Source organism: Desulfosporosinus metallidurans, assembly GCF_001936615.1.
GTDB classification, from domain to species: Bacteria; Bacillota; Desulfitobacteriia; order Desulfitobacteriales; family Desulfitobacteriaceae; genus Desulfosporosinus; species Desulfosporosinus metallidurans.
In genome coordinates this window covers 39,918-66,453 of the sequence record NZ_MLBF01000020.1, presented here as the reverse complement: position 1 = coordinate 66,453, position 26,536 = coordinate 39,918, and the positions used below count along the sequence as shown (strand labels likewise).

Here is a 26,536-nt window from a genome sequence, read left to right as displayed (position 1 = left end):
GTAAAGGTGAGAAAGTTCAGGGATGCCGAAGAGCAGGATGACAACCCAAATACGGCATAGAAACGGATAGTGCTTTTACTCACGCATAAAACAACGCCAACTGTAATCTCTGCGGAAGTTGCATCAAAAGCTGTCCTCATGATTCAATTCGCCTAAACCCCCCGCATTCCCACCAGTGAATTTTGGTCGATGACTAGAGCTCGTTTCATAGCCATCGGAAATTCAAACATAGGACAGCCTGGGCGCTTTGTCATTGCCTTTATAGCAATCCCTTGTTTTACAGGTTTTACAAGTGTCTTTGTCTGCTCGGAGCTCTAACATACCTGCGCGGGAATAGTTACCGGACAAACTACCCAGAAAACAGAGATAACGACACCAAGTACGGCGTTCGAAGAGTAGAGCGGTGACCATAACCCCACCTAAGATGAGTAAGAGGAGGGTTCCAGATCCTCGGGGAGATTCAACGATTCCCCAAACGTGATCAGACCAGGTGATGAAGATGAAGGTAATATCGATGATCCAGAGACCGTTCTTGCGGATAAAATTTGGAACCTTGAGGTTTGCTCCGAATAACTTTTGTGTCAAATCACTCACCCAGGCAAATGGGCAAATTCCACACCAGAACCGACCAAGGAGAAAGAAGAAAAAAGGGATTAGTGGCCACCAAAGAACCCAAGTGGCGGCAGTACCGAAGTTATCATGGGCGAGTGTGGGTCCTGCTAACGTTTCAATCTAATGGGGAAGAAATGGTAATCGCTTGATTCCATTGCCCAGGTTGGTTGAAGGTCATACCTTCCATCATGTAGGAACCAGAGTTCATAGTCATGCCAGCCATGTTACCGCTGTTGCTTCCCGCGTTACTGGACATCATCGTAGATTTGCTCATCATGACTTTGGCACCAGTCACAGGTTGTCCAGTTGCCTTGTTTGTAATGATCATCGTCATAGTTCCTGCTTGGTTGGCCATAAAGTTTTCCGGGTTGGTTTGCATAATCACATGATAAGGTCCAGCGTCTTGTTCTAGCTTTCCAGATGCAGCTAGTGTAATAGATGCAAAAACAATGCCAAGTTGCGCATAGCTAATAATTATGATGTAAAAGTGGCATGTATTCGAGATTCTTACGTCAGTATTTAATGAGATTTTGGATGTTTGCGAAAAAACTTTTGATGCCACCAAAAAGATTTGCAAGGGTACTTTGAAGTGTTTTTAAGAGGAGATAGTTTATATTGGTGTAGGATAAAACACAGTGTGGTGTGTCTTATCCTACACAAGCGTCTTATAAAATAGGTTACATTTTCATGGACGAAATTGGAAAGACTAGATTCGTAATAAATTGTGAATAGGAGGTTTCGTATATGTTTAAGAAAATTCCCAAACTGGTCATATCGTTTGTGGTGGTAGGATCGTTAGTCGTAGGCTGTAGTACCCAACAAACACAACCGGCCCCAACGACACCAGCCACCCCAGCAGCTACAGCGGGGACACCTGCTCTTGCTGATGTCATCAAAAATGCCCTTCCAGGAACAGGTGTGGCCATGCGTGGAGTTTCGGATAGTTTTGACAATATGTATTACGCGGCCAAAGGAGGTAACTGGGCCCTCGCTGCTTATATGAGCGATGTCATGCAAGACTATATGTCACCCATTCAAATAACTCGGACACAAGTTTATCCCCAATGGGCGGCATTTGTTAAGGCGAATTTGGGGGACGATAGTGCTTTGAAGAAAGCTAGGGATGCTAAGGACATGGTTGCCTTTGAAAAAGCTTATAGCGATACGATCAATAACTGTAATGGTTGTCATACCGCTCTGGGCTTTAAGTTTATCAAGAAGATAAAAGCATCTGGACCGGAGGCGAATTTGGATTACAGTTTACAATCAAACGCCAGTGATAATAAATAAGAGTTCAACCTAGGCCAAATTCGCCTAGGTTGTTTCATTACAAAAACGAAAGTATGTTCATACACAATAAAAAGATAAGGGATAGGATTCATAGAGTACTATGAATCCTATCCCTATCCCTATCCCAGTATCTAGTATCATTAAAACTTGTAGACCGTTTTCAAATTCACTTAGTTTTGTGGGGCGCCGTCTTTGATCCAGTTTTTAATGGTCTGGACCTGGTCCTTGGTCAGCGGTTCTAAGCCCATAGGCATTTGGGGTGGCACCTTGCCATTAATACGGCTAATTAGATTTGATCCATCTGGGTTACCGGGAATTATATTCTTTTTCGTTAAGTTAGCATAGGTATCCACTGTGTATCCTCCGCTATTCCCGTGACACCCGACACATCGACTTTGGAAGATGGGATCAATATCCTTTTTATAGCTAGGATGGTCGATGACTCCCGTTTTGGGGAGCGGTTTTGGGACTGATCTGATCCCCTGGTACGTTAAGAAAACGAGCCCTAAGACGATTACGCTGGCAATACTTAGGGCTATGGGGCGTTTGCGCGGTTCTCGAGCAGGATTGCGGTCGATCCAAGGAAGCCCGAATATTATCACGAAGAAAACGAGGGGGAGGACGACTATCCCAACCACATCGAGGCTCGGGGGAAAGTATTTGAGTAACTGGTAAACGCCAAAGAAATACCAAGCAGGGGCTGGGACATAATTATCTTTGTTTAAGGCATCCGCAGGATTTCCCAAGCCTTTGGGGTATATGGCCGCCATAATCCATAGTCCCAGAGCAATAACGAGGACGAATATAATCATGCGGAAGGCAACATTTGGCCAGAAGGGAATTGATTGTTTTTCAATATCTTCTCCACGTTGCTTTGCTTCCATTAGCCTGTCTCCGGCAGACATCCCTTGTCTCAAAACAAAGAAAAAGTGAGGCATAAACGCAATGAGCACTATGATTGGTAAGATGAGCATATGTATTGAGTAAAACCGTGTTAAGGTTGTGCCGGTCACCTCGGTACCATTTCGCATCAGCCGAACGAGAAAGTCTCCCATTAATGGAACATATGAGGCCATGGTTGTGCCAACTGTTGTGGCCCAGTAGCCTTCTTGATCCCAAGGAAGAAGATACCCGGTAAAAGCCAGACCTAGTGTGCCGATAAAGAGGATACCCCCAAGGATCCAGGTCAATTCTCGCGGCTTTTTGTAAGCCCCTTCATAGAAAACGCGCAATAAATGCAAGAACACTACAACGACCATGAAATTTGCGCCCCAAGAGTGCAAAGAACGTACATATCCTCCTATGATAGAGGATTGTAAAAGCTTTATGCTATTATATGCTTCTGAGGCTGAAGGGACATATACCATTGCAAGTAATATTCCGGTAATGGCTTGGTTGATAAACACAAAGAAACTTGCGAAACCGAGATAATCCAAGAAATTACTAGGTTTGGGCACGGGATGTTCAAACATCGATTCTAAAATATCACTAAATTGTAAACGTTCATCTAACCATTGCTTCATTAGACCGACATTCCTCCAACTATCACAGAGTTCCCTTGTATCTGGATGACCCTGTGTTCAAGGGGCCGAGGGGGAGGCCCGCCGAGCACGTTACCCTTTATATCATACATACCTCCATGACAGGGGCATGCGAAAGACTTGGTAGCATCCAGCCAATTTACAGCACATTGAAGATGCGTGCAATGAAAATCAAGGGCTATCCACCCTTCGTCACCGAGATTGATAACATAAACGCCCTGCTCAACCCCTCCGCTTGTATAAGCCACAAGTTTTGGGGTGCCAGGGCTAAAATCGTCGACTTTCCCTACTTCCGCTAGTGGTTCGGACCCCACTGGCGGTGGGTTAAAGTAATCCCCGATGAGACCGAGATAAGCTACCCCCATGATGCCTCCAATTGAGCCGACGCCTGTCTTCAAAAAACGTCTTCTTGATATCGCTTTGCCTTCTTGATGTTCCATATGGCTGGCGCCCCCTTTGTATTCGCTGTTAGCATTTTCCCCTATGATGGAACAATTATGCTCTTGTTTATGGTTTTTTATTCAAATCATAAGTATGTCACAGCAGCTCTAGCCCGACACAAGGGTATCAATGGCGAGATGCAATCTGAAGGAAACAGGCGGTAAATCTTTGTAAGCACTTGTTTTACATAATAGTAAAGAAATTCAGAAATAATAAGAAACAAATTCTTGGAGTATATTTTCCTCAGTTCGACGCGGAATATGAATAACAGTCGGAGGATTAGACACATAAAGCTGGTTTACCGATAGAAAAGGAGTGATGGTGCTTGGCGAAAATTATAGTTCAAAGTCAGGAGAATTATCTAACTTAGCGTGTAGCATGAGTTGTCGGGAAATGCTTTACCGATGAGGGTGAAAAAGAGAGAACCATAGACTTGCGCATTGACGATTTACCGAAAAAAGAAGTGTGATGAGTAATGTATAATGGAAGAAGAATAATTGCTTCTCTTGTTATTTTTGTTGCTATCCTTACCTTGCCTTTTTTCTATAATAGGGACAAAGCTAACAAGGGACCGGAAATAAATCTGAATACTCCGTCTATCCAGCAATTAGCCGTTAAGCAGTGTATCGAACCAACGGAATATATGAGGGCCAATCACATGCAACTGCTCAATCAATGGAGAGATGCAGCCGTACGCTATGGCAAGACAGAATATATTAATAGTCAAGGAAAGTCATTCAAAATTAGTATTCAAACGTGCTTGAATTGTCATTCTGACCCGGCATTAAATACTTCTGATCAATTCTGTGTTTCATGCCATAAATATGCAGCTGTAAAGCCGAACTGTTGGAGTTGCCATTTTGAGCCAAAGGGGACAACAAAATAAACATTAATAGCATAAACAACTTGATTGTATTAAACTGTTTTAGATAAATCATACTAAGTATGATCCATGCCATTATAAAAAAAACAATAAATTGAACAAACTGAATAATTCATTTCCATCAGCCATAATGTTGAAAGATAACAAAACAATGGTGGTATTTAGTGGAGATCTAGCTAAAGCGCTCGCTTCCATTATAATTGCAAATGGTGCAGTGGCAGCAAATAAAATTGGTAATGATAAGCATCCGATGCCCCTTGTCAAGTCCTGCTCTAGGGTTAATCCAGGGTTTAACTGTTGAACAATGAAGTTAGCGTCTCCTTAGTGTATTTGTCTGCAGGGGAATCATTATCATTAGAAAAGCAAAAACAAGGCTAGGAGCATAAGCTTATAGCCTTGTTAAAAAACTTCAATAAGGGGATGCTAATCAGAGTTTATTGATTTGAAGAAATTTCTCCAAGCGTTGCCTGAACTTGATTCGTCTGTCCATCACGAATATAGGTAATAGTTATTTTAGTTCCGACATTATATTTATAGAGTTCATGAATGAGTTCAGAAGAATTTTGAACTTGAGCATTATTGATCTTGGTGATCACATCTCCTTTTGTAATTCCAGCTTTAGCTGCGGGACCATTTGGAGTCACGTTTGAGATATATGCCCCAAGGGGTTTGTTGTTAGACTGTGCATAAGCGATATATTGATCGTCTGTACTCACTAAAAGTGCCGGATGTTTGGCGACGCCCGTGGCGATTAACTGTTGGATGGTCGGCATGGCATCTGAAATTGGAATGGAAAAGCCCATTCCTTCAAAACCGCTCTGGGCGTATTTTGCGGAGTTGATACCGATGACCTGTCCCTGATAATCTACAAGCGGACCCCCACTATTTCCGGGGTTAATTGCTGCGTCCGTCTGGATGAGGTCGAAACTTGCCTCACCTTGGATGGAAAGGGTGCGATTTAATGCAGAAACGACACCTGTGGTCACGGAACGGGCAAAGTCGTTCCCGCCGGGGTTGCCAATGGCAACAACGGATTCGCCAACTTCAATCTTAGAAGAATCTCCCAGGTTAACTGCAGTTAGGTTTTTTGTATCTGAAATCTGCAATACGGCAAGATCTGTACGGGGGTCAGCCCCAATTACTTTGGCAACAAGGTTTCGCCCATCGCTCAAACTAACTGTAATTTTCTGGGCGCCATCAATGACATGGTTGTTAGTGACTATATACCCCTTTTGAGCATCAATAATAAATCCAGAACCGCTTCCAGCTTCTTGAAGATTTGAACTGCCAAAATATCCCTGGCTTGATTGGAAATTTGAAACCCCCACAACGGCAGGTCCAACATTTTTGGCAATTTGTGCTACTGGGAAATTAGTTTGGTTGGTAGCAAGGTTGACAACAGGTGTAATTGAAGATTTGGCAGTTTGAGTTAAGGAAGTGGAGTTAGCTGGATAGATATAGGGAACTGCCGCTGCTGTTGTAAGCCCTCCAATGACGGCACTAACTAAACAGAGGCTAGTAATGGCTACAAATTTGGATTTTGGTTTGTGTTGGATAATGGGTTGCTGCTTAGAAGTAAACATTTCCTTGGTTTCTTCCTGGTTTTCGTGATATTCCTTTTCGGATGGATCGGTGTTGTCATTCTGAGTGGAACGAATTTCATCTTCCATGATTACTACCTCCTTATTTCTACTATGCTTTAAGAAGCGTACGGATTGTTTCGCGCTACTCAATTAGGATAACTAAAATATGTTAAGGTTAAGGGTGCAAATTGTGAAAATTTCTTGTGGTTTGCGTCAAAGCTTTGTGAAATATCACGGCAGATCGAAAAGACAATAAACGAGGGCTGATAATATTTTTTTCAGCCCTCGTTTCCTCTATGCCCATTTCTCTAGGTAGAACTATTTTGTACAATTTCATTTAATGTTTAACAAAAAAGGAGATATAAACTATAAGTATACAACAAACTAAGCCTATAATATTTTCGATTAGAAAAAGAGTATTCAAGTTTCCGGAAAATTCTGGTTTTATCCCTTTCTTAATTCGAAAAGTGATAACCATGGCTCCCATATTAAGCACAAATAAGGGGATGAGTATCGTCTTGGCAAAATGAAGTGTTAACATCCTAAAACTCCTCTCATTAAACCTTAAATTATACTACCAAATGATTAAACTAAGCTAATATTACTAGGAAAGACAGCTTTATGTTTGAACATAAGTCACGTAAAAATGACTAGGGGAGTTACTCCCTAGTCATTTTTGGGTCAAACCCCGGTTATTGTGACGAAAGCCTTATGCGTTGATACCTGAGAAGAATTCTTCATTGTTGTCAATCGGTTGATCAGCAATAGCGGAAAGGAGCTCTTTAGAAGGTGGTTTGCCAGCGTACGTTCCAATAAGGACCCCGGCAATTCCACAGACCAAGCCGATGACACAGTAGCCTAAATAGGAGTTAGCCATCGATCCCGCACCGAAGATCGAATCCCAGATAGGGGTGTAGTAGCTGTTCTTCCAAATTTTATTTTCAAAGATGAAGAAGATGAACGTTCCCAGAGTTCCAGAAAGTCCACCTAACATAACCCCTAAGAGGTTTGCACGTTTCCACCATAACACATAAAGCATTACGGAGATGCCAGCGGTCAGTAGACCAGAAGACACGAAGTAGGCGTCATTAAGAGTTGCTCCAAAAACAGGACTGTTGTAGAGCTGGGCTAGTAGAATATTGATGATGATCATGAACACTGTGACAAGACGTGACCATTTAACAATTTTCGCATCAGACCAATTTCTCTTCTTATAGACCAGTGGTTGGAGAACATCGTAAGATAGGTTCATGGCACAGATATTACTATAATTGGCCACCGTAGACATTGTATGAGCGGAGAGTAAGAAAATCAGCAACCCTTTAACTAGGGGAGGCATATAGGAATTAATATAGGTAGAAATGATATTATAGGCGCCTTTATCCCCCAGAGCAGCGGCTGAGGTTAAAACACCGTCCTTCATTTCGGGTGGGAAAACGATAAGGCCTAGTACCCCAATAATTGCGGCGGGAATAACGATAATAACGGTGTTGAAAGCGATGCTGTATAATCCACCTAAACGCGCTTCATGCGTGGTTCTAGCAGCCTGAGCTTTTAACCAAAAATCTTCTGCGGCTGCCCAGCCTGGTACTAGTCCGAGCATAACGATCAAGGGGAAGGATATTGAGACATAGGCAAAAAAGCTGGTTGCATGTTGAGTTGAATCAACTGGATAAGCAAGACTGTTTACAATTGGCTGAGCTTGCAACATACCCCAGATGGTTGTATTATGAGCTCCCGCTATGCCATGAGCTGTTAAGAATATAGCACCAGAGGTTACGAGCAAAATAATCGCACCCATGAAGAACTGGACAACATTGGCGTTAATGACAGACCTGAAACCGCCCATCCACATGTATAAAGCGATGGGTATTGCATAGATAATGATCATGGCTTCAATTGATATACCGAGTGCCGGAGCCATAATCAAAGATGCTGCGTATAATTCGGCCGCTGACCAGATTGTATAGGAGAAAATATTAATGGGAGCTGACAAAATTCGCGCTGGCAAACCAAACCGGTTTTGTAGCATTTGGCACTGAGAAATTGCTTTAATTCTTCTTAACGGGCGCGCCATTAAGAATTGCCAGATGTTTGAGATAAACCAGGGAATAGCAACTACCCACAAACCTGATAAACCCAAGTCATAGGTGGCCCATGTCATCCAAGTGATCATCCCTATTAACATCCAACCGGAAGCAACGGACATACCTACCATATAAGCAGGTTGACTTCGACCAGTGATCCAGTAATCATTGCTTTCTTCTTCGGCATTAGCGCTGGATTTCTGCTTTCTATAAGCATTCAAACCCACGGAAATAAGAAAAGCAATATAAAGAAAAAACACTAACCAGTACCATAATGGACTTACATCGGCACTTCCCATTCATGTTCACTCCTTTGTAATTTATCTGCGGTTAGCTTCGTTGGAAAAGGATTAATAAGTTCGGAATATTTCGTCAATAATCGGCATAAAACAGTTAAGTTTATTTGTTAAACCACCCTATCACCATCCTATCCGAGACTATTAACACTAAATTTAAAGCTAGCGATAGCCTTTTCTCGGTGTTATGTAGATGATATTGCAATAACTGTGCCATGCATATAAATTGTAGAAACAACGGATTTTATCGCATTATTATGTGAATTTTCCAATACAATGTAGGAACCGTAAGTCGATACTGACTCTTTTAAGTCATTTTTGGATCGAAATATCCAAAAGGACTTGACGAAAATCAAGGCTGGAAACATTAACTGCATCCAGCCCTGAGGATCAATTTACAACATTTATTAGTTTTCCTTGCATAAACGATTTTATATTAATAGCCATGAGTTCAATAAGTCTTTGCCTCGACTCAAAACGTCTCCACCCAATATGTGGAGTGAGGATGACGTTTTTCATGTCAAATAAGGGGTTGGTTGCTTCTGGAGGTTCAGGATCTTGTACGTCTAGAGCCGCACCGCCAAGTTTCCCAGCCTTCAAGGCTTCGATTAGATCCGGTTCACTGATTATTGCTCCTCTGGCAGTGTTTATGATAAAGGCCGAGGGCTTCATCAACGTTAATCGGTCTTTATTGATCAAGTGCAAGGTATCGGCTGTGAGGGGGCAGTGGAGGGTCACAAAATCACTTTGTCTGAGCAATTCCTCCAGGGACACAGATTGTATGTTGGGATTGTCCCAAGATTTTGGAGTTCGACTGTATATGAGGATTTTCATCCCCAAAATCAGAGCAATTTTTATTACTTCTCGCCCGATGGCGCCACCACCGCCAATCACTCCTAGCGTTTTGTTTTGCACCTCGAAATGGGGCAGTTCCACGTATTGCGTAAAATCATTAAAGTTCTTTTGTTTAACCATGACCTGACGCTGGATTAAGGAGGAGCTGAAATTTAAGATGTAGGTAATCACCAGATGAGCGACGGCTTCGGTGCTGTAGCCGGGAACATTGCAGACGGTAATATTCTTTTCCCGTGCGGCGACAATATCGATGTTGTTATAGCCGGTACCTGCTTCACAGATAAGTTTCACGGAGGGCGGGAATTGAGAGATCAAATCCCTTCCCAGAGGTAATTCTTTGGTAAGGAGAATAGTTTGATCCTTCACCCGTTCTAAAATTTGCTGATCGCTGCTTTCATCGTATTTGGTGAACGATGTGAGTTCGCTAACTGGCGAAAAATCGAGTTTGTTGTCAAAGTTCAGTTTCGCGGAATTAAGAAATACAGTTTTTTGCATAATGCCTCCTAATGATTCAGTCTTTGTTATTTGAATTTTAGTATAGCCTTGCTATAACTCAAGGTCAACTCTTCTGCTGGTCTGACCTTCTATGGATGAAAAACATTACTTTTGCGGTGCTTGTTGCTCTCTCCAAGAAGTGGCATACTCATCAAATGTCTTTTGAACGGTTTCACCAATTTCCTTATAAGCTGCATCGTCTAGGTTGGCAAGAGAAGTTCGGATGGACCAATCTGGGCCGCCAAATCCCCCGCCATTTAGGAGCACAATTGAAGATTCTTCAGCTAAACGAAAAAGAATGTCGGTGGGTTCATAGTTCGTTTGTAAGTAGTCACAGAATTCGTCACCGTACTTTACTTTTGCCCACACTAATAAATCAATTTGACAGTAGTACGCGGCGTCAAACGCATCATTTCGCAACTTAAGTCCGAAGCCATCATACAATAGTTTCTGGCGATGATGACAGATTTCCTGAGTTAACTTTTTGTAATGGTTCTCATGATCAAGCAATGCGAAAAGCGCAAAGAACCCCATTTGTACTTGCTGTGGTGTGGATAAACCTGCTGTGTGATTCAGAGCAACTTGACGACTGTCAGCCACCATCCGATCAATAAAACGAAGTTGTTCAGGATGCAGCGTAATGGTTCCATAGCGCTCCGCCAGCGCCTCAATTTTCTCGCGCGGTAGTTCCTTAAGCAATTGATCAAATACGTTATTTTGCTGAATCGCGATAACTCCGAGACGCCAACCTGTAGCCCCAAAGTACTTAGAGAAAGAGTAAACCCCGAGCGTATTAAATGGTAATTCGGCCATGAGCGAACGGAAGTTATCGACGAATGTTCCGTACACATCATCCGTGATGATCATTAATTTCGGATTATCCTCTTTAATGACTTCTACTAAATGTTTTTTTGACTCGTCTTTGATTGCGATAGAGGGTGGGTTGCTCGGGTTAACCACAAACAAAGCTTTGATATCGGAATCCTTTAGTTTATCTATCTCTGAGTTCGGATATTGCCAGGTATGGTTACCCTGTTCATCCATTTCCAGAGCATTGATTCTTACAACATCAAACTGATAACGTGATAGATGCGGGATCTCAAGGTAGGGGGTAAAGGTGGGTACCATAAGCGCAATTTTGTCCCCGACTGACAACAAATTATTAGCAATCAGGGAGTCAAAACTATAACACATGGCTGCGGTTCCGCCTTCAACGGCGAATAAATCATAGTTGACTGGTGGAGAAACGTTATTACACATTTCTTGAATGAGATAGTTATGAACGACCTGCTCGAGGTGCACGAGCATACGATCCGGGACAGGGTAGTTATCCCCAATGATTCCGTCTACTAGTTCGTGGATCCAAGCATCAGGGTTGAAGCCTAGTTGTTTGGGTCCATAATCAAGGGCGTTTTTAAGTAATGTGACTCCTGGCGAGTCGGGGTGTTTTTTAAGGTAGGCCTCTAGGCGGGTTGCAATCCCTTCGATCTGTGGCATGCCAGCCAGATCGGTATCTTGCCATGCCTTGCGGGTTTCTTCTATAGCAAACTGGCCTAGAGTAAAAAATGCCTCTCGTGGCGTTGCTACAGTCCAGTTGGGGTTACCTCTTCCCGCGTTCAGCATTGCCCAAATACTTGTATCACCACGTTTATTGGCGAGGCTGATCAATTTGTTCTTAAGTTCAAAGGGACTCAGTTGCTCATAAGTGCGTTCCATTTTCCTGCGAGGGGTATTCTCGTTATCGATGAGTATCATTCCTTTCAGATCTAAACTTGGAGAGTAAAACAAATCTAGTACGTTTCATAAGTATCTCACAGTTAATATCGTTTGGCTTAGTCCTCAATAATTGCATTAAAGGTACTCTGTGCTGTACCCGAAGCATTTATACGCTTTTCTGACTGTAATAAGGAATAATACTGGAGGATGGTTTGTGAGGATACCGAAATTCAAACTTGAAATTCTTGGGTTGAAGTGCTATTATTATTTAAACCGTTGAAGGGGAAGTAACATCGCAAGACCAACCTCACAGAGAGTCGAGTAAGGTGGAAGCTCGACAGGTAACGGAGCGAGTAAATGGGCCCCTGAGGGTGGAGCGAAAAAGCTTAGGCTTTAGTAGCTACCAACGCAAAGCCAGCGTTATTGGGCTGAGGGTGTGTTGGCACTCTGCATGAGTAGATGCCTATTTTTGTGCATCAATTAAGGTGGTACAGCAGATTAACGTCTGTCCTTATTTTAGGACAGACGTATTATTTTTGTGTCCACGCTTCGTTCCATTCATGACGGTGGATAAAGGATACTGACTTGAATTGGAACGTGCAGAGAAAAGAAACCCGCAAATTAGGAAATTTGAGGGAGGCTATGTTAAGGATGAAAGATCTAAAATTAGCAGGACTTACTTCTGAAAAAAAGACAAGTTCAATTGAGGTCAACGGGGTTACCATTGGAGGAAAAGAGATAATTCTAATGGGCGGACCCTGTGCTGTGGAATCAAGTGCTCAGATGAGCCAGTCAGCCGAAACTGTAAAAAAGGCGGGAGGAAAAATCCTGCGCGGTGGGGTTTTCAAACCCCGCACTTCCCCTTATAGTTTTCAGGGCTTGGGCCGAGAGGGACTTAACTACTTGGTTCAAGCGGCTAAAGAACAGGACCTTCTCTGTGTCACTGAAGTGATTGATGCTCAAAGTCTGGATTTAGTGGTTAATAATGTCGATATAATCCAAATAGGCGCACGTAATATGCAAAATTTCGAACTTCTGAAATTGGCCGGGAAAATTGACAAGCCTATTATCCTGAAAAGAGGCTTGTCTGCAACGATTGAAGAGTGGTTGTTGGCCGCCGAATATATCCTTGCTGCTGGCAACCCTCAGGTTATCCTTTGTGAGCGGGGAATACGTACGTTTGAACCCAGTACCAGGAATACGTTGGATTTAAGCGCAGTTGGAGTAGCTAAAGAAGTTTCTCATTTACCAGTCATTGTTGACCCTAGTCATGCAGCCGGGCGAAGAGACCTGATTTCATCCTTATCTAAGGCCGCTCTGGCAGCAGGTGCAGACGGTTTACTCATTGAAATGCACCCTAATCCTGCTGAGGCCGTTAGCGATGGACCCCAGTCTTTGACTCCAGAACAGTTTGTTCAACTAGCGGGGGAACTGGGGGTAGTCGCCAATTCAGTTGATAGAGTGTATGTTTGTGCTGGCCAAAGGGATAGTGATACTCTTGAATCCCTGCGTGCCGAGATTAATAATCTGGACCAAAATATCATTGGACAGCTAGCAACTCGCATGCAACTTGTTAGAAAGATAGGGGAACAAAAACGTCTAGATCGAGTCAAAGATTCTAACCGAGAAAAAGAGATTATGCAGCGGTTAGTTGACCTAGCCGAAGAACTTCAACTTCCCTCAGAGTTAGTTAAAAGGATCTATCCTTTAATATTTGAGTTTGGAGTGCAATCTCAAATAAAGACTAGGGTTGCTCAGGATCGAGATATCGAGCAACCGTTTTTTTCAGCAGGTAGTAAATAAAAACTCCTTGACAACTTAGATCCTCTGTCTTATAATAACTTAAAAATATATGTATAGTTATAATACAAAGTAGCTGCTGATGAGGAAAAGTATGTTTTATGAGAATGTCTTAGCGAGTCAGAGGCGGTGAAAGTCTGATACAAGTCTCTTTAACAGAATGGTCCTCAGAGGTGTGATCCGAAAGCTCTAAGGTTAGTAGGTGATTCCGGGTGTTTCCCGTTACAGAAACGAGGGTATCGAGAAAGAACATTCTCCGTACCTGATCGATGAGAGGTATTAGGTAGTTTATTTCATTCGAAAGAGTCCAAGCGAATTCCGCTGGCTTGGACTGGATTAGAAGAAAGAGCTCATTAATACAATTAAGGTGGTACCACGGAGTTTTCCGTCCTTTGAGGATGGAAGGCTCTTTTTGTTTTAAGAAAGATAGTTCACAAGTACGAAAGGAGATTTTCCGATGGTGATGGAAAAAATTCATGTTTTAACAGATGAGGGGCACCAAACGAGTGGGCATTTCGGGCCCTATGGAGGTGCCTATGTTCCGGAAACGTTAGTACCTGCTTTAAGCGAGTTGGAAGAAGCCTATCTTAAATCTTGTCAGGATGAGAGCTTCCAAAGAGAATTTAAAGAACTCTTGCAAAAGTACGTGGGCCGACCGTCTCTCTTCTATGAAGCCAAGCGTTTGACCGAACAACTGGGTGGGGCGCGAATTTATCTCAAACGAGAAGACCTCAATCATACAGGTGCTCATAAAATTAACAACACCTTGGGGCAGGTTCTCCTCGCTAAACGGATGGGCAAAAAACGAGTGATCGCCGAGACTGGGGCGGGGCAACATGGGGTAGCTACAGCTACGGCTTGTGCTCTGTTTGGTCTGCCGTGTGTAGTTTATATGGGAGAAGAAGATATCCGAAGACAGCGTTTAAACGTATTGCGTATGCGTTTATTGGGGGCAGAGGTTCGTTCGGTGACACTCGGTTCGCGGACTCTAAAAGATGCGATTAATGAGGCTTTAAGAGACTGGGTGACCAATGTTGGAGAAACGTTTTATTGTTTCGGGACAGCGGCTGGGCCTCATCCTTATCCAAGCATTGTGCGGGATTTTCAAGCCGTAATTGGACAAGAGACTAGAGAACAGGCCTTAAATGAGTTAGGAAAGCTACCGGACGCCGTCATTGCTTGTGTCGGTGGAGGCAGTAATGCGATTGGTATCTTCCATCCGTTTATAGCCGATACTGAGGTCAAACTGATTGGGGTGGAAGCAGGAGGAACTGGGAATAACAAGGGGGAAAATGCAGCCACTCTTTGCCTAGGTGAACCGGGTGTTCTACATGGGGCTTATAGTTATTTGCTCCATGATGAGGATGGACAAATCGTAGTCACAACGTCCATTTCTGCGGGGCTCGATTATCCGGGAGTAGGGCCTGAACACAGCTATCTCAAAGAGAGTGGCCGAGCAGAGTATGTCAGCATCTCTGATCAAGAAACACTTGAAGCCTGTACCCTGCTTTGTCAAACGGAAGGAATCTTGCCAGCTTTAGAAAGCGCGCATGCCGTTGCATATGCGGCAAAACTAGCCCCAAAGCTCTCGAAAGATCAGGTGATCGTGGTAAACTTGTCGGGAAGAGGAGATAAGGACGTAGAGACTTTGGCTCAGTATTTGGAAGGGGGAGCTAATCATGAGTGAACGATTAAACGCTGTTTTTAAGGTTCCGCCCACTGGGGTAACCCGTCTTGTTTCTTATATCATGGCAGGAGATCCGAATGTGGAAGCAAGTCTACGTCGCTTAAAGGGACTTGCCGATCATGGGGTGGATGTGTTAGAACTGGGGGTTCCCTTTAGTGATCCCATGGCCGATGGACCGGTTATCCAAGCCGCTGCGGAGAGGGCCTTGTCCGCTAAAATGACGGTTAAAAGAACTTTGGATCTTGTCCGAGAATTTCGCCAGACAAACGATACGACGCCACTTCTCTTGATGAGTTATCTTAATCCGCTGCTTACCTACGGCTGGGATCGCTTGGTTAAGCATGCTGCTGACGCAGGGGTTGATGGCTTTATATTGCCCGATTTACCTTGGAGGGAAGGGAAGGGTCTCCGCGCAAGAACGAAAAGACAGGTGGATGAACGATTGACCTTTATCCCGATGATTGCCCAGACGAGTCGTGAGCAAGATGTCCAGACCGTCGCTCAGGAAACCGACGGCTTTGCCTATGTTCTGTCCCGTAATGGGATTACAGGTGGAGAAGTAGAAATCCCGGCATCCGTTAGTGAATTTATTGATCGGTTGGGAAAAAGCCTACAAATTCCTCGCTGTGTCGGCTTCGGGATTCAGAAACCAGAGCAAGTCCATGCCCTAGCCAAAGTTTGCGAGGGAGTTGTCGTAGGAAGCGCTTTAGTGGACAAATTTGCTAGGCTCGACCAAGGACAACTCGAGGAAGAAAAGCTCATAGATCAGGAAAAAGCCGTGTTTGAATGGCTGGCAAGTCTCAAGAAATAAGTATCCATAATTCAACTCATAGACAAAACTCCACGAAAACATCCTTGCGAAATCCTTTAAGGATTCAGGAAATCTGGAAAAAGGAGCAGCTCGTGCTCCGTTTGGGTATCACAATTTGAAGCTAGCTTATAACGAAAAGAAAGAGGGAGAAGTCGGTGAAAAAAGTTGTCTCATTGCTGATTATGTTAGTTTTGGTTTTTAGTCTCACAGGCTGTAGCGGTGCGAAAACAGCCGCAACGGGCGGAGAATCTGCAAAGGTGTCTAAAAATGTGGCGATCTTGACGCCTTATTTAGCATCTGTCACTACGAACGAAATGGTTGAAAGCTTGAAGAAACAAGCTGCGGACCGTAGTTGGAAAGCCAATGTCGTTGATACTAAAGGGGATTTCGGCCAATTGGCGAGCCGGATGGAAGATCTAATCTCGACTAAAGTGGATGCGATCGTGCTCGTGAGTACGGATCCAAACCAAGTGAAAACACAGATTAAGAAAGCCCAAGAAAAAGGGATCCCTGTCTTTGGTTGCGATTCCGGATATATTGAAGGGATGACAATGAATGCAACCAGTGATAACCAAGCCATGTCCCAGATGATCACGGAGTATCTTTTTAAAACCCTGAATAACAAAGGAAATCTCGTGGTTCTTACGTACAGACCGCATCCTGGGGTACTCAAAAGAACTCAGCAACTCGATGAACTTCTCAAGAAAAACACTGAGATTAAAACAATTACTGAACAACAAGTCCAAGTTCCAGGCCCCATCGAAAATTCGCGCAAACAAATGGAGAGCTTGTTGTTAGCTAACAAAGCGGAAGGATCGATTACGGCAGTTTGGGCTGGTTGGGATGAGCCTGCCATTGGAGCTGCACAAGCTATTGAAGCTGCAGGACGGAAAAATATCGTGGTGGTGGGTATTGACGGGACCAGTCAGGCTATCGAGATGATTAAAAAGGGCTCTCCCCTGATTGCCACTGTCAAGCAGAATTTCCCCGGAATGGCAGAAATCGTGGCGAAGCAAATGGATTTGGTTTTCCAAGGCAAAAAAGTTGAAGGAACGGAACTCTATGCACCCGCTACTTTAATTACGAAAGAGAATGCTGGGAAGTGAACTGCGGATGCCGTTACTGGAAGTTAGAGAGCTCGCTCAAAAATTTGGGAGAAACTATGCGCTGTCCGGAATTTCATTATCCATAAATTCAGGCGAGATACACGCTTTGATTGGAGAAAATGGTGCGGGGAAGTCCACCTTTATTAAATTAATGACTGGAGTTTATCAGCCTGTTGGGGGTGAGATTCTCTGGCAAGGGGAAAAGGTGGTTATCAGAAATCCTCGGGATGCCCGTGAACTCGGAATCAGCGTTATCCATCAAGACCGGCATCTAGTTCCTTACTTTACAGGTTTAGAAAATCTCTATCTTGGAGCAGACTACCCCAAACGGAGGTTCTGGCCCGGTATTCGTTGGGAAACGATGCGGGAAGAGGCAGAGAAGATTCAAGCTGAGTTAGGCATGGAGGTTCCCTTGGAAAAACAGGCTCAGCACATGTCTCCGACGGAACGAACAATGGTGGAAATTCTGCGGGCTGTGAGGACGGGGTGTAAACTTCTTTTTTTGGATGAGCCCACGGCATCGTTAACAGATCAAGAAACGGAAACGTTATTTCGCTTGCTTTTTCGCCTCAAATCCCAGGGAACCGCAATTATCTATGTCACACATCGCTTAGACGAAGTGTTTCATCTAGCCGATCGCGTTACGGTGCTTCGTAATGGCAAATTGGCGGGCACCTTAATTATGGGTGAAGCCCATAAAGAGAGGTTGATTAAGCTCATGGCCGGTCATGAGCACAACTTCAGCAAAGGAAAAAAAAGAACGGATATTAAAACGGCCCCCATGGTTTTGCAGGTTAACGGCTTAAAAACTGTGGATAAGAGAGTCAAAAATGCAACCTTCTCCGTACGCAAAGGAGAAATACTGGGGGTATTTGGCTTGGCAGGAGCCGGTCGTACCGAACTCTTAGAGGCTATTTATGGACTAAGGCCCAAAAGTGTGGGGGAAGTATTGATCAATGGCAATACTCTGCCCAACAATTCCCCTTCCTCTTCATTACAAGGAGGAATCGCTTTTATTCCTGAGGATCGCCGCGGGCAGGCTTTGATCATGGGCATGTCTATTCAGGAAAATATTACCCTACCGGTTCTGACGAACTATACAAGGGGTGGAGTTATAGTCAATTCTCAAGAGCTTAAAGTTAGCGAAGACTGGATTAACAAGCTTAGAATTAAGGCCCGTGGACCAGGCCAGTCTGTTCAAGAATTGAGCGGGGGAAATCAACAAAAAGTCGTTTTTGCCAAGGCGTTAATGTCTCGTCCGAAGTTGTTTTTATGTGACGAACCAACCCAAGGCGTGGATGTGATCACTCGTAGTGAAATTCATCGCTTCTTGAGAGATCAAGCCGAACAAGGTGGGGCAGTCTTATATGTATCCTCCGATCTGGAGGAAGTACTGGAAGTGGCGCATCGTCTGCTTGTTATGAGAGAAGGGGAAACGGTTGCCGACCTTCCAATAGAAGGGTTAACACCTGAAGCCGTGCTGCAACTTTGTTATGCTAAGGCAGAAAGGTAGGTGGATGCAAATCAGTGCAAGTCAGGGACGGTTCTTGAACTTGCATACTTGACCTGCATCTGACGTGTTCGAACCATGGGGAGAAATCGTGCTGGCATTCTGCTTGTGTTCTTGGAAAGGAAAGGAGTCTACTGATGAAGGAGATGGGTAAACAACTATTTTGGCTTCAGCTACTTCGAACCTACGGAACGGTTGTTGCTGCTGTCTTCATTATGATCGGATTTAGTGTCTTAAGTCCCGCGTCGTTTGCAACCTGGGATAATGCTATTAATATCAGTCGTCAAATCTCCTTTCTAGTCATAATTGCCTTGGGAGCAACTTTAGTGATGGCTATTGGTGAATTTGATCTTTCCGTTGGCGCTATGGCCAGTTTTGGTGGAGTAGTGGCTGCAAAATTAGTAGTTCAGGGGTTGCCCTTTTGGGCAGCCTTCCTTATCCCTTTGGGAATAGCCTTCGGCATAGGTTTTATCAACGGTTGGATCGTGACTCAGTTTCGCGTATTATCGTTCATAACAAGTATGGCGATGGGGACCATTCTCGGTGGATTTACCTTTTGGTTGACCGGAGGGACAACAATTTTCGAAAATATTCCTGAATCGTTCCGCTATCTTGGTCAATCTGAATTATTGGGAATCCCGATACTTTCGTTGCTCATGGTTTTACTTACGATAATATTTTGGTTCATAATGGCCCATACTGCTTTAGGACGCCGTTTATATGCCTTAGGAGGGAATGAAGCAGCTTCAAGAATTGCAGGGATTAACGTAAGTGCAAATAAGAATCTGGCGTTTGCCCTGTGCGCTACCCTCGCTGCTTTAGCAGGAATCTTGATGGCTTCTCGCTTGGGCTCTGCCCATCCTACGGGCGGCAACGGGCTGTTCTTGCCGGCGTATGCGGCAGCCTTTTTAGGGATGACTACTTTTAAAGAAGGAGTCCCTAATATCTGGGGGACCTTTGTAGGGGCGGCAATCATCGGAATCTTAGCCAATGGTCTGACGATTCTCGAAGTGCCAACCTTTATGCAGGATGTTATTACAGGAGTGATTGTAATTTCTGCTGTAATTTTACAAAAGCTTGGGCGTAAATAAACCAGGGAGTGATAAAATTGCAGTATATTGCCGCATTCGATATTGGCACAACCAATGTTAAGGGAATTCTTGTCTCCCAAGACGGAGACATACTGGGGGAGACGACACGACCCATCCATACTTATAATGAAGAAAATAGAATTGAACAGGATCCAGAAGAGTGGTGGAAAGCAGTCTTTGAGATCGCCAATGTTTGGTGGCAGAGCGGCTTCCAGCCGGAAGCAGTTAAAGCGATTACCCTAAGCGGGCAGATGGAGGATTGTATTCCAATTGATGGAGAGGGAAAATCGGTTAGAAGAGCGATCCTCTATTCGGATTCCCGCGCAGATTCAGAAGCCCAGCGAATCCTGGCACACTTGGGGGAAGAGGAGATTTGGCGGAAAACAGGCAATCACATGGATGGGCAGATGACGTTTCCCAAAATACTTTGGCTGCGGGACCATGAGCAGGCGAATTTTTCAAAGACAGCGTGTTTTTTAATCAGCTCAAAGGATTATGTCATCCGGCAATTAACTGGGCGGAACATCACGGATCCTACATCGGCTGCTACGGCAGGAATGATGAATTTAGTCGCTCGGGAGTGGGTAAGCAACTGGCTGGATTCCTTTGCTTTGGAATCGTCATATCTGCCCGAACTATTGGCTCCAGATGAAATTGCAGGTTATCTCACAGAAGCTGCCTCTTTATTGACGGGATTTAAGATGAACACTCCAGTATTGTGTGGAATGGGGGATGCTGGGGCAACGACACTTGGGGCCGGGGTAACGGAGTTAGGTGAAATGTATGCTTATTTGGGTACAACGGGCTGGGTTGCTTTACCCACAGATGAAATAAGCCTGCGTGGATCTGGGATCTTCCACTTGGCTCATGCTCCCAAAGACTTACTTATCGCCATTGCTCCGTTATTGAATGCTGGAAACGTTCACAACTGGGCTTTGTCCGTTTTTGGAGACCCCAATCTTTTGGATAGCCAAGAGGGGTTTGCTTATTTGGAAGAAATTATGGCCAATTCTGATCCGAGCATTAGGCAGGTGATATTTTTACCTTACTTGAATGGGGAACGCTGTCCGATTCAAGATCCTGAGGCTAGTGGCTCTTTTGTAGGCCTTAGAGCGACAACCACACGAGGAGAAATGTGCGCCGCTGTTCTTGAAGGAGTTGCCATGGCAGTCCGTCAAGTCATGGAACTTCTCCTGGGTGAAAACGAGATTCGGCGAATTACCTTAATCGGTGGCGGGAGTAAAAGCCGGGCTTGGAACCAAATTATTGCCGATGTGTGCGACTGTAACGTGGTCGTCCCCAAGGATTCTGAATATCTCCCGGCTCTCGGGGTTGCAGCAGCGGGTTTTGTCCACCTCGGTTGGTCTGATAGCTATGCGGACTTCTCGCGAAGATTGCTTGCGATGAGGCCCAGTGAGCAATATCTTCCTAAGGAGAGGAATGCGCGGGCTTACGGCAAACTGTATCAGAACTATTTACAGATTTATCCGGCTTTAGCAATCTTGTCACGCCAAGTGGTGGAAGTCGAAATGGCTTCCCGTTGATCAGAACATTAGTCGAGTGGGCTGAGTTTGGGTTAAACGTTGACTGCTGTTTGATGCCTATTTTAGAAACAGACGAGATGATGAGTCATGACTACGCTAAACAGGGGCTAATTTAACACTTGAAATCCCTTGCTCGGAGTGCTATTATAATCTAAACCGTTGAAGGGGAAGTAAAACCGCAAGACCAGCCTCACAGAGAGTCGAGTAAGGTGGAAGCTCGGCAGGTAACGGAGCGGGCAAATGGGCCCTGGAGGGTGGAGCGAAAAAGCTTAGGCTTTAGTAGCTACCAACGCAAAGCCAGCGTTATTGGGCTAAGGGTGTGTTGGCACTCTGCAGGAGAGGATGTATAGTTTTGTGCATCAACTAAGGTGGTACCGCAGATTAACGTCTGTCCTTATTTTAGGATAGGCGTTTATTTTTGTACCCACCCTTCGTTCTATTCATTACCGCATCGGTGAATGGAATGTGCAGAGAAGGAAACCCTTAAATTATTTAATTTATAATTAGAATAGGGAGGTATCTTCAATGAAAAAACGATTGGCGGTAATGATCTCAGTTATTATGACCTTGGCTTTGGTGTTTTCCTTAACGGCTTGTGCACCCAGTAAGACTGGAAATTCGGTGAACTCAGGAAACACAGGCAGTACCGATGTAAAGAAGAAAATAGGGATTGTACAAATTGTGGAACATCCTTCTCTGAACACGATTAGAGAGTCTCTGATCAAAGAGTTACAGGCCAAAGGATTCAAAGATGGCGAAAACATTACGATTGATTATCAGAATGCCCAAGGTGACCAAACGAATCTGAAAACGATTGCTCAAAAATTCGCAAGTAATAAATATGACCTTATTGTCGCTATCGCAACCCCTTCGGCGCAGGCCGTTGTGAGTGAGACCAAAGACATTCCCATTCTTTTCTCGGCCTGTACTGATCCCTTGGGATCTGGTCTGGTGACCAATATGGAGAAACCGGGAGCTAATGTCACTGGAACATCGGATGCTGTCTCCGCTGAAAAAATCATGGGACTTGCCAAACGCATCACTCCAGATATCAAAAGAATCGGTGCTTTATACAACTCTAGCGAAACCAATTCCGTGTCCGTAATCAATAACTTGAAGGACTATGCGAAGAAAAATAACATGTCGGTGGTTGAAGCAACTGTGACCAACTCCTCGGACGTTCAGCAAGCTGTCACTTCTTTGGTGGGTAAGGTCGATGCTATCTTCTCACCCATTGATAACACGGTAGCCTCCGCGATGCCTGTTGTTGCGCAGGTTGCCAATAAGGCAAAACTACCCGTTTATGTAGGGGCAGATTCCATGGTTAAAGATGGAGGGCTTGCCACTTACGGAATTAATTATGATGTCTTGGGTAAAGAGACGGGAGATATGGCTGTGGAAATATTGAAGGGTAAAAAAGCCGGGGATATTCCAGTGAAAACCATGACGGATATGGATATTTATCTTAATAAGACCACGGCTAAGGCAATTGGAATCAATCTCCCCGACGATGTCTTGAAATCAGCCGCTCAGGTTTTCGGAAATTAAGAAATAAGGGGTTTAAGTGATGACCTTCATGGTGTTACAGGGTTCCTTTGAACTAGGAATAATCTATGCGATCATGGCTCTAGGGGTTTTTATATCCTTTAGAACTCTCAACATGCCTGACCTGAGTGTGGACGGTAGTTTTGTCCTCGGGGCAGCGGTTTCTGCTGTTATGAGTACCAAGGGACATCCATTTCTTGGCTTGGGGATCGCTTTTCTGGCAGGTTGTGGAGCAGGGTCTATCACAGCATTACTTCATACTAAACTAAAGATTCAGCCACTTCTAGCTGGAATCCTGACCATGTTGGCACTCTATTCTTTGAACCTAAAAGTGATGGGAGGCAGGGCCAACATCCCCCTAATGAATAAGGCGACAGTTTTCAGTGTTTTTGAAAAGACTGCCTTAGGAGATTACAGCAAGTTAATTTTTTCATTGGCAGTGTTGTTATTGATGCTCCTGTTGCTGTTCCTTTTTCTCAAAACGCGACTGGGGTTTGTTTTAAGAGCAACAGGGGACAATGACCATATGGTAAGAGCGCTTGGCGTTAATACGGATTCTGTGATTCTCATAGGGTTGGCTCTTTCCAATGGGTTAGTGGCCTTATCTGGTGCTCTGATTGCCCAGTCTCAATCGTTCGTAGATGTTGGCATGGGAATTGGTATGGTCGTTATCGGGCTGGCTTCAGTGATTATTGGAGAAGTGGTTTTTGGCACAAAAACTCTTCTTAGAAGGCTAATTGCTGTCGTTCTAGGGTCCATTCTTTATCGCTTGATTATCGCCTTTGCACTCGAAATCGGGATGCCCCCGACTGATTTAAAGCTTGTTTCGGCGGTAATTGTTGCCATAGCAATGGCTATGCCCATTATTAAGAAGCGACTTTCTGTTGTGAAGCGGAAATTAACGGTTACACATCATGAAAGGAGCAAATGACCTGATGCTTAAAATAGAAGCGTTACGTAAGGCGTTTGGACAAGGGAGCAACAACGAAAAACTGGCTCTTGCTGAAGTCAACCTATCCTTGCAAGAAGGGGAATTTGTAACGATCATTGGAGGGAATGGTGCTGGAAAGTCTACCCTTCTTAACTGTATCTCCGGGGTATATGAGATAGACGAAGGAAGGATCACCCTTGACTCGGTGGATATCACGTTCGACCCAGAGTATAAACGCTCAAGACATATTGGACGGGTGTTTCAAGATCCATTGAGAGGAACAGCCTATGATATGACAATTGAAGAAAACCTAGCCATAGCCTTTGCTAAGGGGAAATCTGTAGGGTTAAGACCAGGGGTGGCGAAAAACGATACTGCCCTTTTCAAGGAGCGACTAGAGCTCCTTGATCTGGGCCTCGAGAATAGAATCAAGCAGAAGGTGGGACTCCTTTCCGGTGGACAGCGTCAAGCACTCACGCTTCTGATGGCGACAATTGTAAAACCAAAGCTCTTGCTTCTTGACGAACACACCGCAGCCCTCGATCCGACGATTGCACGGAAAGTCTTGAATTTGACCCGTAAAATAGTTGCAGAGGAAAAGCTTTGCACTTTGATGATCACGCATAATATGAAGGCCTCGTTGGAATTCGGAACCAGGACGATTATGATGCATGAAGGGAAAATAATGATGGATCTTCAGGGTCAAGAACGAAGCAATATGACTGTGGATCGACTGATCGAGCAGTTTGAGAAGCGAAGCGGGGCGGAACTTGATAATGACAGGATGCTGTTAAGTTAAATTTTTGGTTGCAAGGCGCGTATATTATTGGATGAAGTGATTAATAATATGATATAAGGGTACGTAATGGTTGAGCCAAGATTTATATAGGCTCTAATGGGGTATATATGGGTGGGCCAAAGATTATGTTCAGGTGGTAAAACGCTTGGGTATAGTCAGAGGGAAGATTTTTTATGGTGGGGAAAAGCTTTCTTGCAGTCTTTCGATTGTATTAAGGTTCCAACTTATTGTAAAAGGTCGAGCTAAGATTCTTTAGGGTGTTGAGTTTTTCTTACTCAACCATATGTCGTCTGATGTATGCATGTGTAAGAAATTTCGGTCATTTACAGCCGAAAGGTTGTATGTGGCTGGGTAGATATCTTGAAGGGTCGAACGAACCATTAATATAGATAGTGATTTGCTTGATTATGGTCGCAAGATTATCGTTAGGTAATAAGTTATCTGTATTGGTGTTAGGTAGACCATTGCGTGCTCTTATATTACTCCAATAACTTAAAGACTAGCATAGAAAAGCCAGCATTTCGGTGCTGGCTTTTCTATGCCAAAATCATGATCTCGATTTCACCAATAATTCAAATATCTGTAGCCTGGATTTATACACATATGTATTGACAAGGAGGACGGACCTCTCTATACTCGGTTTAGGGTATATAGCCTTTTTAGACTAGGATTTATAGAAAGAGGAGGAAACAAAATGAGAAAAATGGCTTCAGTTCTCGTCTCTGCTCTATTGGTAGGGGCACTTGTTGTGACTGGATGTGGAACCCAAACGGCGGCTCCGAGCGCAACTGGGAGCTCAGGAACTTCTGGGAGCGGAGATGTAATCAAAATCGGTGTGTTCGAACCGATGACCGGGGCGAATGCTGCCGGGGGTGCGTTAGAAGTTGAAGGGATTAAGCTGGCTAACAAACTCTATCCAGAGGTTCTGGGCAAGAAAGTAGAATTAGTGACGGTGGACAATAAGTCAGATAAGGTCGAGGCAGCTAGTGCAGCTTCTCGTCTTGTGGAAAAAGAAAAAGTCTCGGCAATCATCGGAAGCTGGGGAAGCTCACTTTCTATGGCAGCCGGAGATATTGTGAAGAATGCGAAAGTCCCGGCAGTAGCAGCTTCCGCGACCAACCCGCTCGTTACAAAGAATAATGACTTCTATTTCCGGGTTTGCTTTATTGACCCGTTTCAAGGGAAAGTCATGGCTAACTATGCCTTTAATAAGTTAAACGCTAAAAAGGTAGCCATTGTTCAAGAAGTCTCCAGTGACTACTCTATTGGCCTCGCCAAATTCTTCACAGATTCGTTCAAACAATTGACGGGAGATCAAAACGCGATTGTCGGTGTGGCTAACTATAATACAGGAGACCAAGATTTCTCCGCTCAACTCACCAACATCAAGGCGAAGAATCCAGATGTTATCTTCGCACCAGGTAACTTCACTGAATCGGCGCTTCTCATTAAGCAAGCTCGACAACTTGGAATTAAAGCGCCAATCATTGGCGGGGATACATGGGAGACCCCTGAATTTATCGATATCGGCAAGGATGCCGTTGAAGGAGCCGTCTTCTCAACGTTCTTTACTTCGGAGAAGCCAATTACCCCAGAATCTGAGAAGTTCTTGGCGGAATACCGCAAAGAAAACACAGGCAAAGAGCCGGCTGCGGTCACTGCGCTGGGATATGATGCCTATATCGTAATTCTTGATGCCATCAAGAAAGCCAATTCCTCAGACCCAGTTAAAATCAAGGAACAACTGGCTAAAACAAAAGACTTCCCCGGAGCAGCTGGTATGATTACGCTCGACGAGAACGGGGATGCCGTCAAAGATGCGGTCATTAAGCAAGTTAAGAACGGAAAGTTTACTTACATGGATATTATCAAAGCCAAATAACAGTTGAAACTACACAAATTTGTGACAAATC

20 protein-coding genes, 2 pseudogenes and 2 other annotated features are annotated in these 26,536 nt (G+C 44.2%); of the genes and pseudogenes, 14 read left to right on the top strand and 8 right to left on the bottom strand.

The features are described from left to right. Positions 1-119 precede the first annotated feature (119 nt). Positions 120-179: pseudogene (locus DSOL_RS30050) on the top strand (hypothetical protein); the annotation flags it as partial. Between the two features lie 24 nt (positions 180-203). Here DSOL_RS30050 and DSOL_RS13590 read toward each other — a convergent pair. Continuing rightward, a pseudogene (locus DSOL_RS13590) lies at positions 204-729 on the bottom strand (4Fe-4S binding protein); the annotation flags it as partial. Then, positions 728-1,174, bottom strand: a complete 447-nt coding sequence (locus DSOL_RS30045; RefSeq protein ID WP_427854405.1) for a FixH family protein — start codon at positions 1,172-1,174, stop codon at positions 728-730. The pseudogene DSOL_RS13590 and the gene DSOL_RS30045, both read right to left, overlap by 2 nt. Before the next feature lie 182 nt (positions 1,175-1,356). On the opposite strand from DSOL_RS30045, the gene DSOL_RS13580 reads away from it, so the two are divergent. Continuing rightward, complete coding sequence (locus DSOL_RS13580) at positions 1,357-1,902, top strand: hypothetical protein (RefSeq protein WP_075365374.1); 546 nt, start codon at positions 1,357-1,359, stop codon at positions 1,900-1,902. Positions 1,903-2,072: 170 nt separating this feature from the next. On the opposite strand, the gene DSOL_RS13575 is transcribed toward DSOL_RS13580, so the two are convergent. Together DSOL_RS13575 and DSOL_RS13570 are read right to left on the bottom strand one after the other, a co-directional pair. Then, positions 2,073-3,425 carry a cytochrome b N-terminal domain-containing protein gene (locus DSOL_RS13575; RefSeq protein ID WP_075365373.1) on the bottom strand — a complete coding sequence of 451 codons (1,353 nt, stop codon included), beginning with the start codon at positions 3,423-3,425 and terminating at the stop codon, positions 2,073-2,075. Next, on the bottom strand, positions 3,425-3,883 hold the full coding sequence (locus DSOL_RS13570) for a QcrA and Rieske domain-containing protein (RefSeq protein ID WP_075365372.1): 459 nt from the start codon (positions 3,881-3,883) through the stop codon (positions 3,425-3,427). Before DSOL_RS13570 ends, DSOL_RS13575 begins: the two co-directional genes overlap by 1 nt. A 476-nt stretch (positions 3,884-4,359) precedes the next feature. Between DSOL_RS13570 and dsrJ the strand changes: the two genes are divergently transcribed. After that, on the top strand, positions 4,360-4,770 hold the full coding sequence (gene dsrJ / locus DSOL_RS13565) for a sulfate reduction electron transfer complex DsrMKJOP subunit DsrJ (RefSeq protein ID WP_075365371.1): 411 nt from the start codon (positions 4,360-4,362) through the stop codon (positions 4,768-4,770). 431 nt (positions 4,771-5,201) lie between these two features. Here the strand turns inward: dsrJ and DSOL_RS13560 are convergent, their stop codons facing one another. The 4 genes from DSOL_RS13560 to aspD all read right to left on the bottom strand — a co-directional run bounded on the left by DSOL_RS13560 (position 5,202) and on the right by aspD (position 11,838). Further along, positions 5,202-6,437 (bottom strand): S1C family serine protease, encoded by a 1,236-nt coding sequence (locus DSOL_RS13560; RefSeq protein WP_083642562.1) that lies wholly within the window; start codon positions 6,435-6,437, stop codon positions 5,202-5,204. Between the two features lie 622 nt (positions 6,438-7,059). Beyond that, the gene (locus tag DSOL_RS13550) at positions 7,060-8,736 is read right to left on the bottom strand and encodes a sodium:solute symporter family protein (RefSeq protein WP_075365369.1); all 1,677 of its coding nucleotides are present in this window, start codon (positions 8,734-8,736) and stop codon (positions 7,060-7,062) included. 387 nt (positions 8,737-9,123) lie between these two features. Further along, complete coding sequence (locus tag DSOL_RS13545; protein WP_075365368.1) at positions 9,124-10,083, bottom strand: NAD(P)-dependent oxidoreductase; 960 nt, start codon at positions 10,081-10,083, stop codon at positions 9,124-9,126. Positions 10,084-10,188: 105 nt separating this feature from the next. Beyond that, the gene (gene aspD / locus DSOL_RS13540) at positions 10,189-11,838 is read right to left on the bottom strand and encodes an aspartate 4-decarboxylase (protein WP_235838820.1); all 1,650 of its coding nucleotides are present in this window, start codon (positions 11,836-11,838) and stop codon (positions 10,189-10,191) included. A gap of 558 nt (positions 11,839-12,396) precedes the next feature. Between aspD and DSOL_RS13535 the strand changes: the two genes are divergently transcribed. The 11 genes from DSOL_RS13535 (at position 12,397) to DSOL_RS13485 (ending at position 26,505) form a co-directional block, all read left to right on the top strand. Next, positions 12,397-13,602, top strand: a complete 1,206-nt coding sequence (locus DSOL_RS13535; protein WP_282433548.1) for a bifunctional 3-deoxy-7-phosphoheptulonate synthase/chorismate mutase — start codon at positions 12,397-12,399, stop codon at positions 13,600-13,602. Positions 13,603-13,669: 67 nt separating this feature from the next. Continuing rightward, positions 13,670-13,995 (top strand) — a binding site (T-box leader). 61 nt (positions 13,996-14,056) lie between these two features. After that, positions 14,057-15,286 carry a tryptophan synthase subunit beta gene (trpB, locus tag DSOL_RS13530; RefSeq protein WP_075365367.1) on the top strand — a complete coding sequence of 410 codons (1,230 nt, stop codon included), beginning with the start codon at positions 14,057-14,059 and terminating at the stop codon, positions 15,284-15,286. Next, entirely contained in the window at positions 15,279-16,097 is an 819-nt protein-coding gene (trpA, locus tag DSOL_RS13525; RefSeq protein WP_075365366.1) for a tryptophan synthase subunit alpha, read from the top strand. The genes trpB and trpA overlap by 8 nt, the downstream gene beginning before the upstream one ends. Before the next feature lie 155 nt (positions 16,098-16,252). Continuing rightward, complete coding sequence (locus tag DSOL_RS13520; protein WP_083642558.1) at positions 16,253-17,203, top strand: sugar ABC transporter substrate-binding protein; 951 nt, start codon at positions 16,253-16,255, stop codon at positions 17,201-17,203. A 7-nt stretch (positions 17,204-17,210) separates the two neighbouring features. Beyond that, positions 17,211-18,716, top strand: a complete 1,506-nt coding sequence (locus tag DSOL_RS13515) for a sugar ABC transporter ATP-binding protein (protein ID WP_075365365.1) — start codon at positions 17,211-17,213, stop codon at positions 18,714-18,716. 134 nt (positions 18,717-18,850) lie between these two features. Further along, a complete protein-coding gene (locus DSOL_RS13510) occupies positions 18,851-19,804 on the top strand; it encodes an ABC transporter permease (RefSeq protein ID WP_075365364.1) in 954 nt (317 codons plus the stop codon). A 17-nt stretch (positions 19,805-19,821) separates the two neighbouring features. Further along, a complete protein-coding gene (locus tag DSOL_RS13505) occupies positions 19,822-21,348 on the top strand; it encodes a xylulokinase (protein WP_075365363.1) in 1,527 nt (508 codons plus the stop codon). A gap of 150 nt (positions 21,349-21,498) precedes the next feature. After that, positions 21,499-21,747 (top strand) — a binding site (T-box leader). A gap of 126 nt (positions 21,748-21,873) precedes the next feature. After that, positions 21,874-22,896, top strand: a complete 1,023-nt coding sequence (locus DSOL_RS13500; protein ID WP_075365362.1) for an ABC transporter substrate-binding protein — start codon at positions 21,874-21,876, stop codon at positions 22,894-22,896. 19 nt (positions 22,897-22,915) lie between these two features. Then, positions 22,916-23,824, top strand: coding sequence for an ABC transporter permease (locus DSOL_RS13495; protein WP_075365361.1), 909 nt, complete (start codon positions 22,916-22,918; stop codon positions 23,822-23,824). A gap of 4 nt (positions 23,825-23,828) precedes the next feature. Continuing rightward, positions 23,829-24,623: an ABC transporter ATP-binding protein gene (locus DSOL_RS13490; protein WP_075365360.1), complete on the top strand. Its 795-nt coding sequence runs from the start codon at positions 23,829-23,831 to the stop codon at positions 24,621-24,623. 694 nt (positions 24,624-25,317) lie between these two features. Next, positions 25,318-26,505 (top strand): ABC transporter substrate-binding protein, encoded by a 1,188-nt coding sequence (locus tag DSOL_RS13485; protein ID WP_075365359.1) that lies wholly within the window; start codon positions 25,318-25,320, stop codon positions 26,503-26,505. Positions 26,506-26,536 lie beyond the last annotated feature (31 nt).

Coding starts and splice junctions, on each gene's coding strand:
- DSOL_RS13515 (WP_075365365.1), top strand. CDS start 17,211: ATGCCGTTACTGGAAGTTAGAGAGCTCGCTCAAAAATTTGGGAGAAAC.
- DSOL_RS13580 (WP_075365374.1), top strand. CDS start 1,357: ATGTTTAAGAAAATTCCCAAACTGGTCATATCGTTTGTGGTGGTAGGA.
- DSOL_RS13485 (WP_075365359.1), top strand. CDS start 25,318: ATGAGAAAAATGGCTTCAGTTCTCGTCTCTGCTCTATTGGTAGGGGCA.
- trpB (WP_075365367.1), top strand. CDS start 14,057: ATGGTGATGGAAAAAATTCATGTTTTAACAGATGAGGGGCACCAAACG.
- aspD (WP_235838820.1), bottom strand. CDS start 11,838: ATGATACTCATCGATAACGAGAATACCCCTCGCAGGAAAATGGAACGC.
- DSOL_RS13510 (WP_075365364.1), top strand. CDS start 18,851: ATGAAGGAGATGGGTAAACAACTATTTTGGCTTCAGCTACTTCGAACC.
- DSOL_RS13500 (WP_075365362.1), top strand. CDS start 21,874: ATGAAAAAACGATTGGCGGTAATGATCTCAGTTATTATGACCTTGGCT.
- DSOL_RS13575 (WP_075365373.1), bottom strand. CDS start 3,425: ATGAAGCAATGGTTAGATGAACGTTTACAATTTAGTGATATTTTAGAA.
- DSOL_RS13570 (WP_075365372.1), bottom strand. CDS start 3,883: ATGGAACATCAAGAAGGCAAAGCGATATCAAGAAGACGTTTTTTGAAG.
- DSOL_RS13495 (WP_075365361.1), top strand. CDS start 22,916: ATGACCTTCATGGTGTTACAGGGTTCCTTTGAACTAGGAATAATCTAT.
- DSOL_RS13560 (WP_083642562.1), bottom strand. CDS start 6,437: ATGGAAGATGAAATTCGTTCCACTCAGAATGACAACACCGATCCATCC.
- DSOL_RS13490 (WP_075365360.1), top strand. CDS start 23,829: ATGCTTAAAATAGAAGCGTTACGTAAGGCGTTTGGACAAGGGAGCAAC.
- DSOL_RS13550 (WP_075365369.1), bottom strand. CDS start 8,736: ATGGGAAGTGCCGATGTAAGTCCATTATGGTACTGGTTAGTGTTTTTT.
- trpA (WP_075365366.1), top strand. CDS start 15,279: ATGAGTGAACGATTAAACGCTGTTTTTAAGGTTCCGCCCACTGGGGTA.
- dsrJ (WP_075365371.1), top strand. CDS start 4,360: ATGTATAATGGAAGAAGAATAATTGCTTCTCTTGTTATTTTTGTTGCT.
- DSOL_RS13545 (WP_075365368.1), bottom strand. CDS start 10,083: ATGCAAAAAACTGTATTTCTTAATTCCGCGAAACTGAACTTTGACAAC.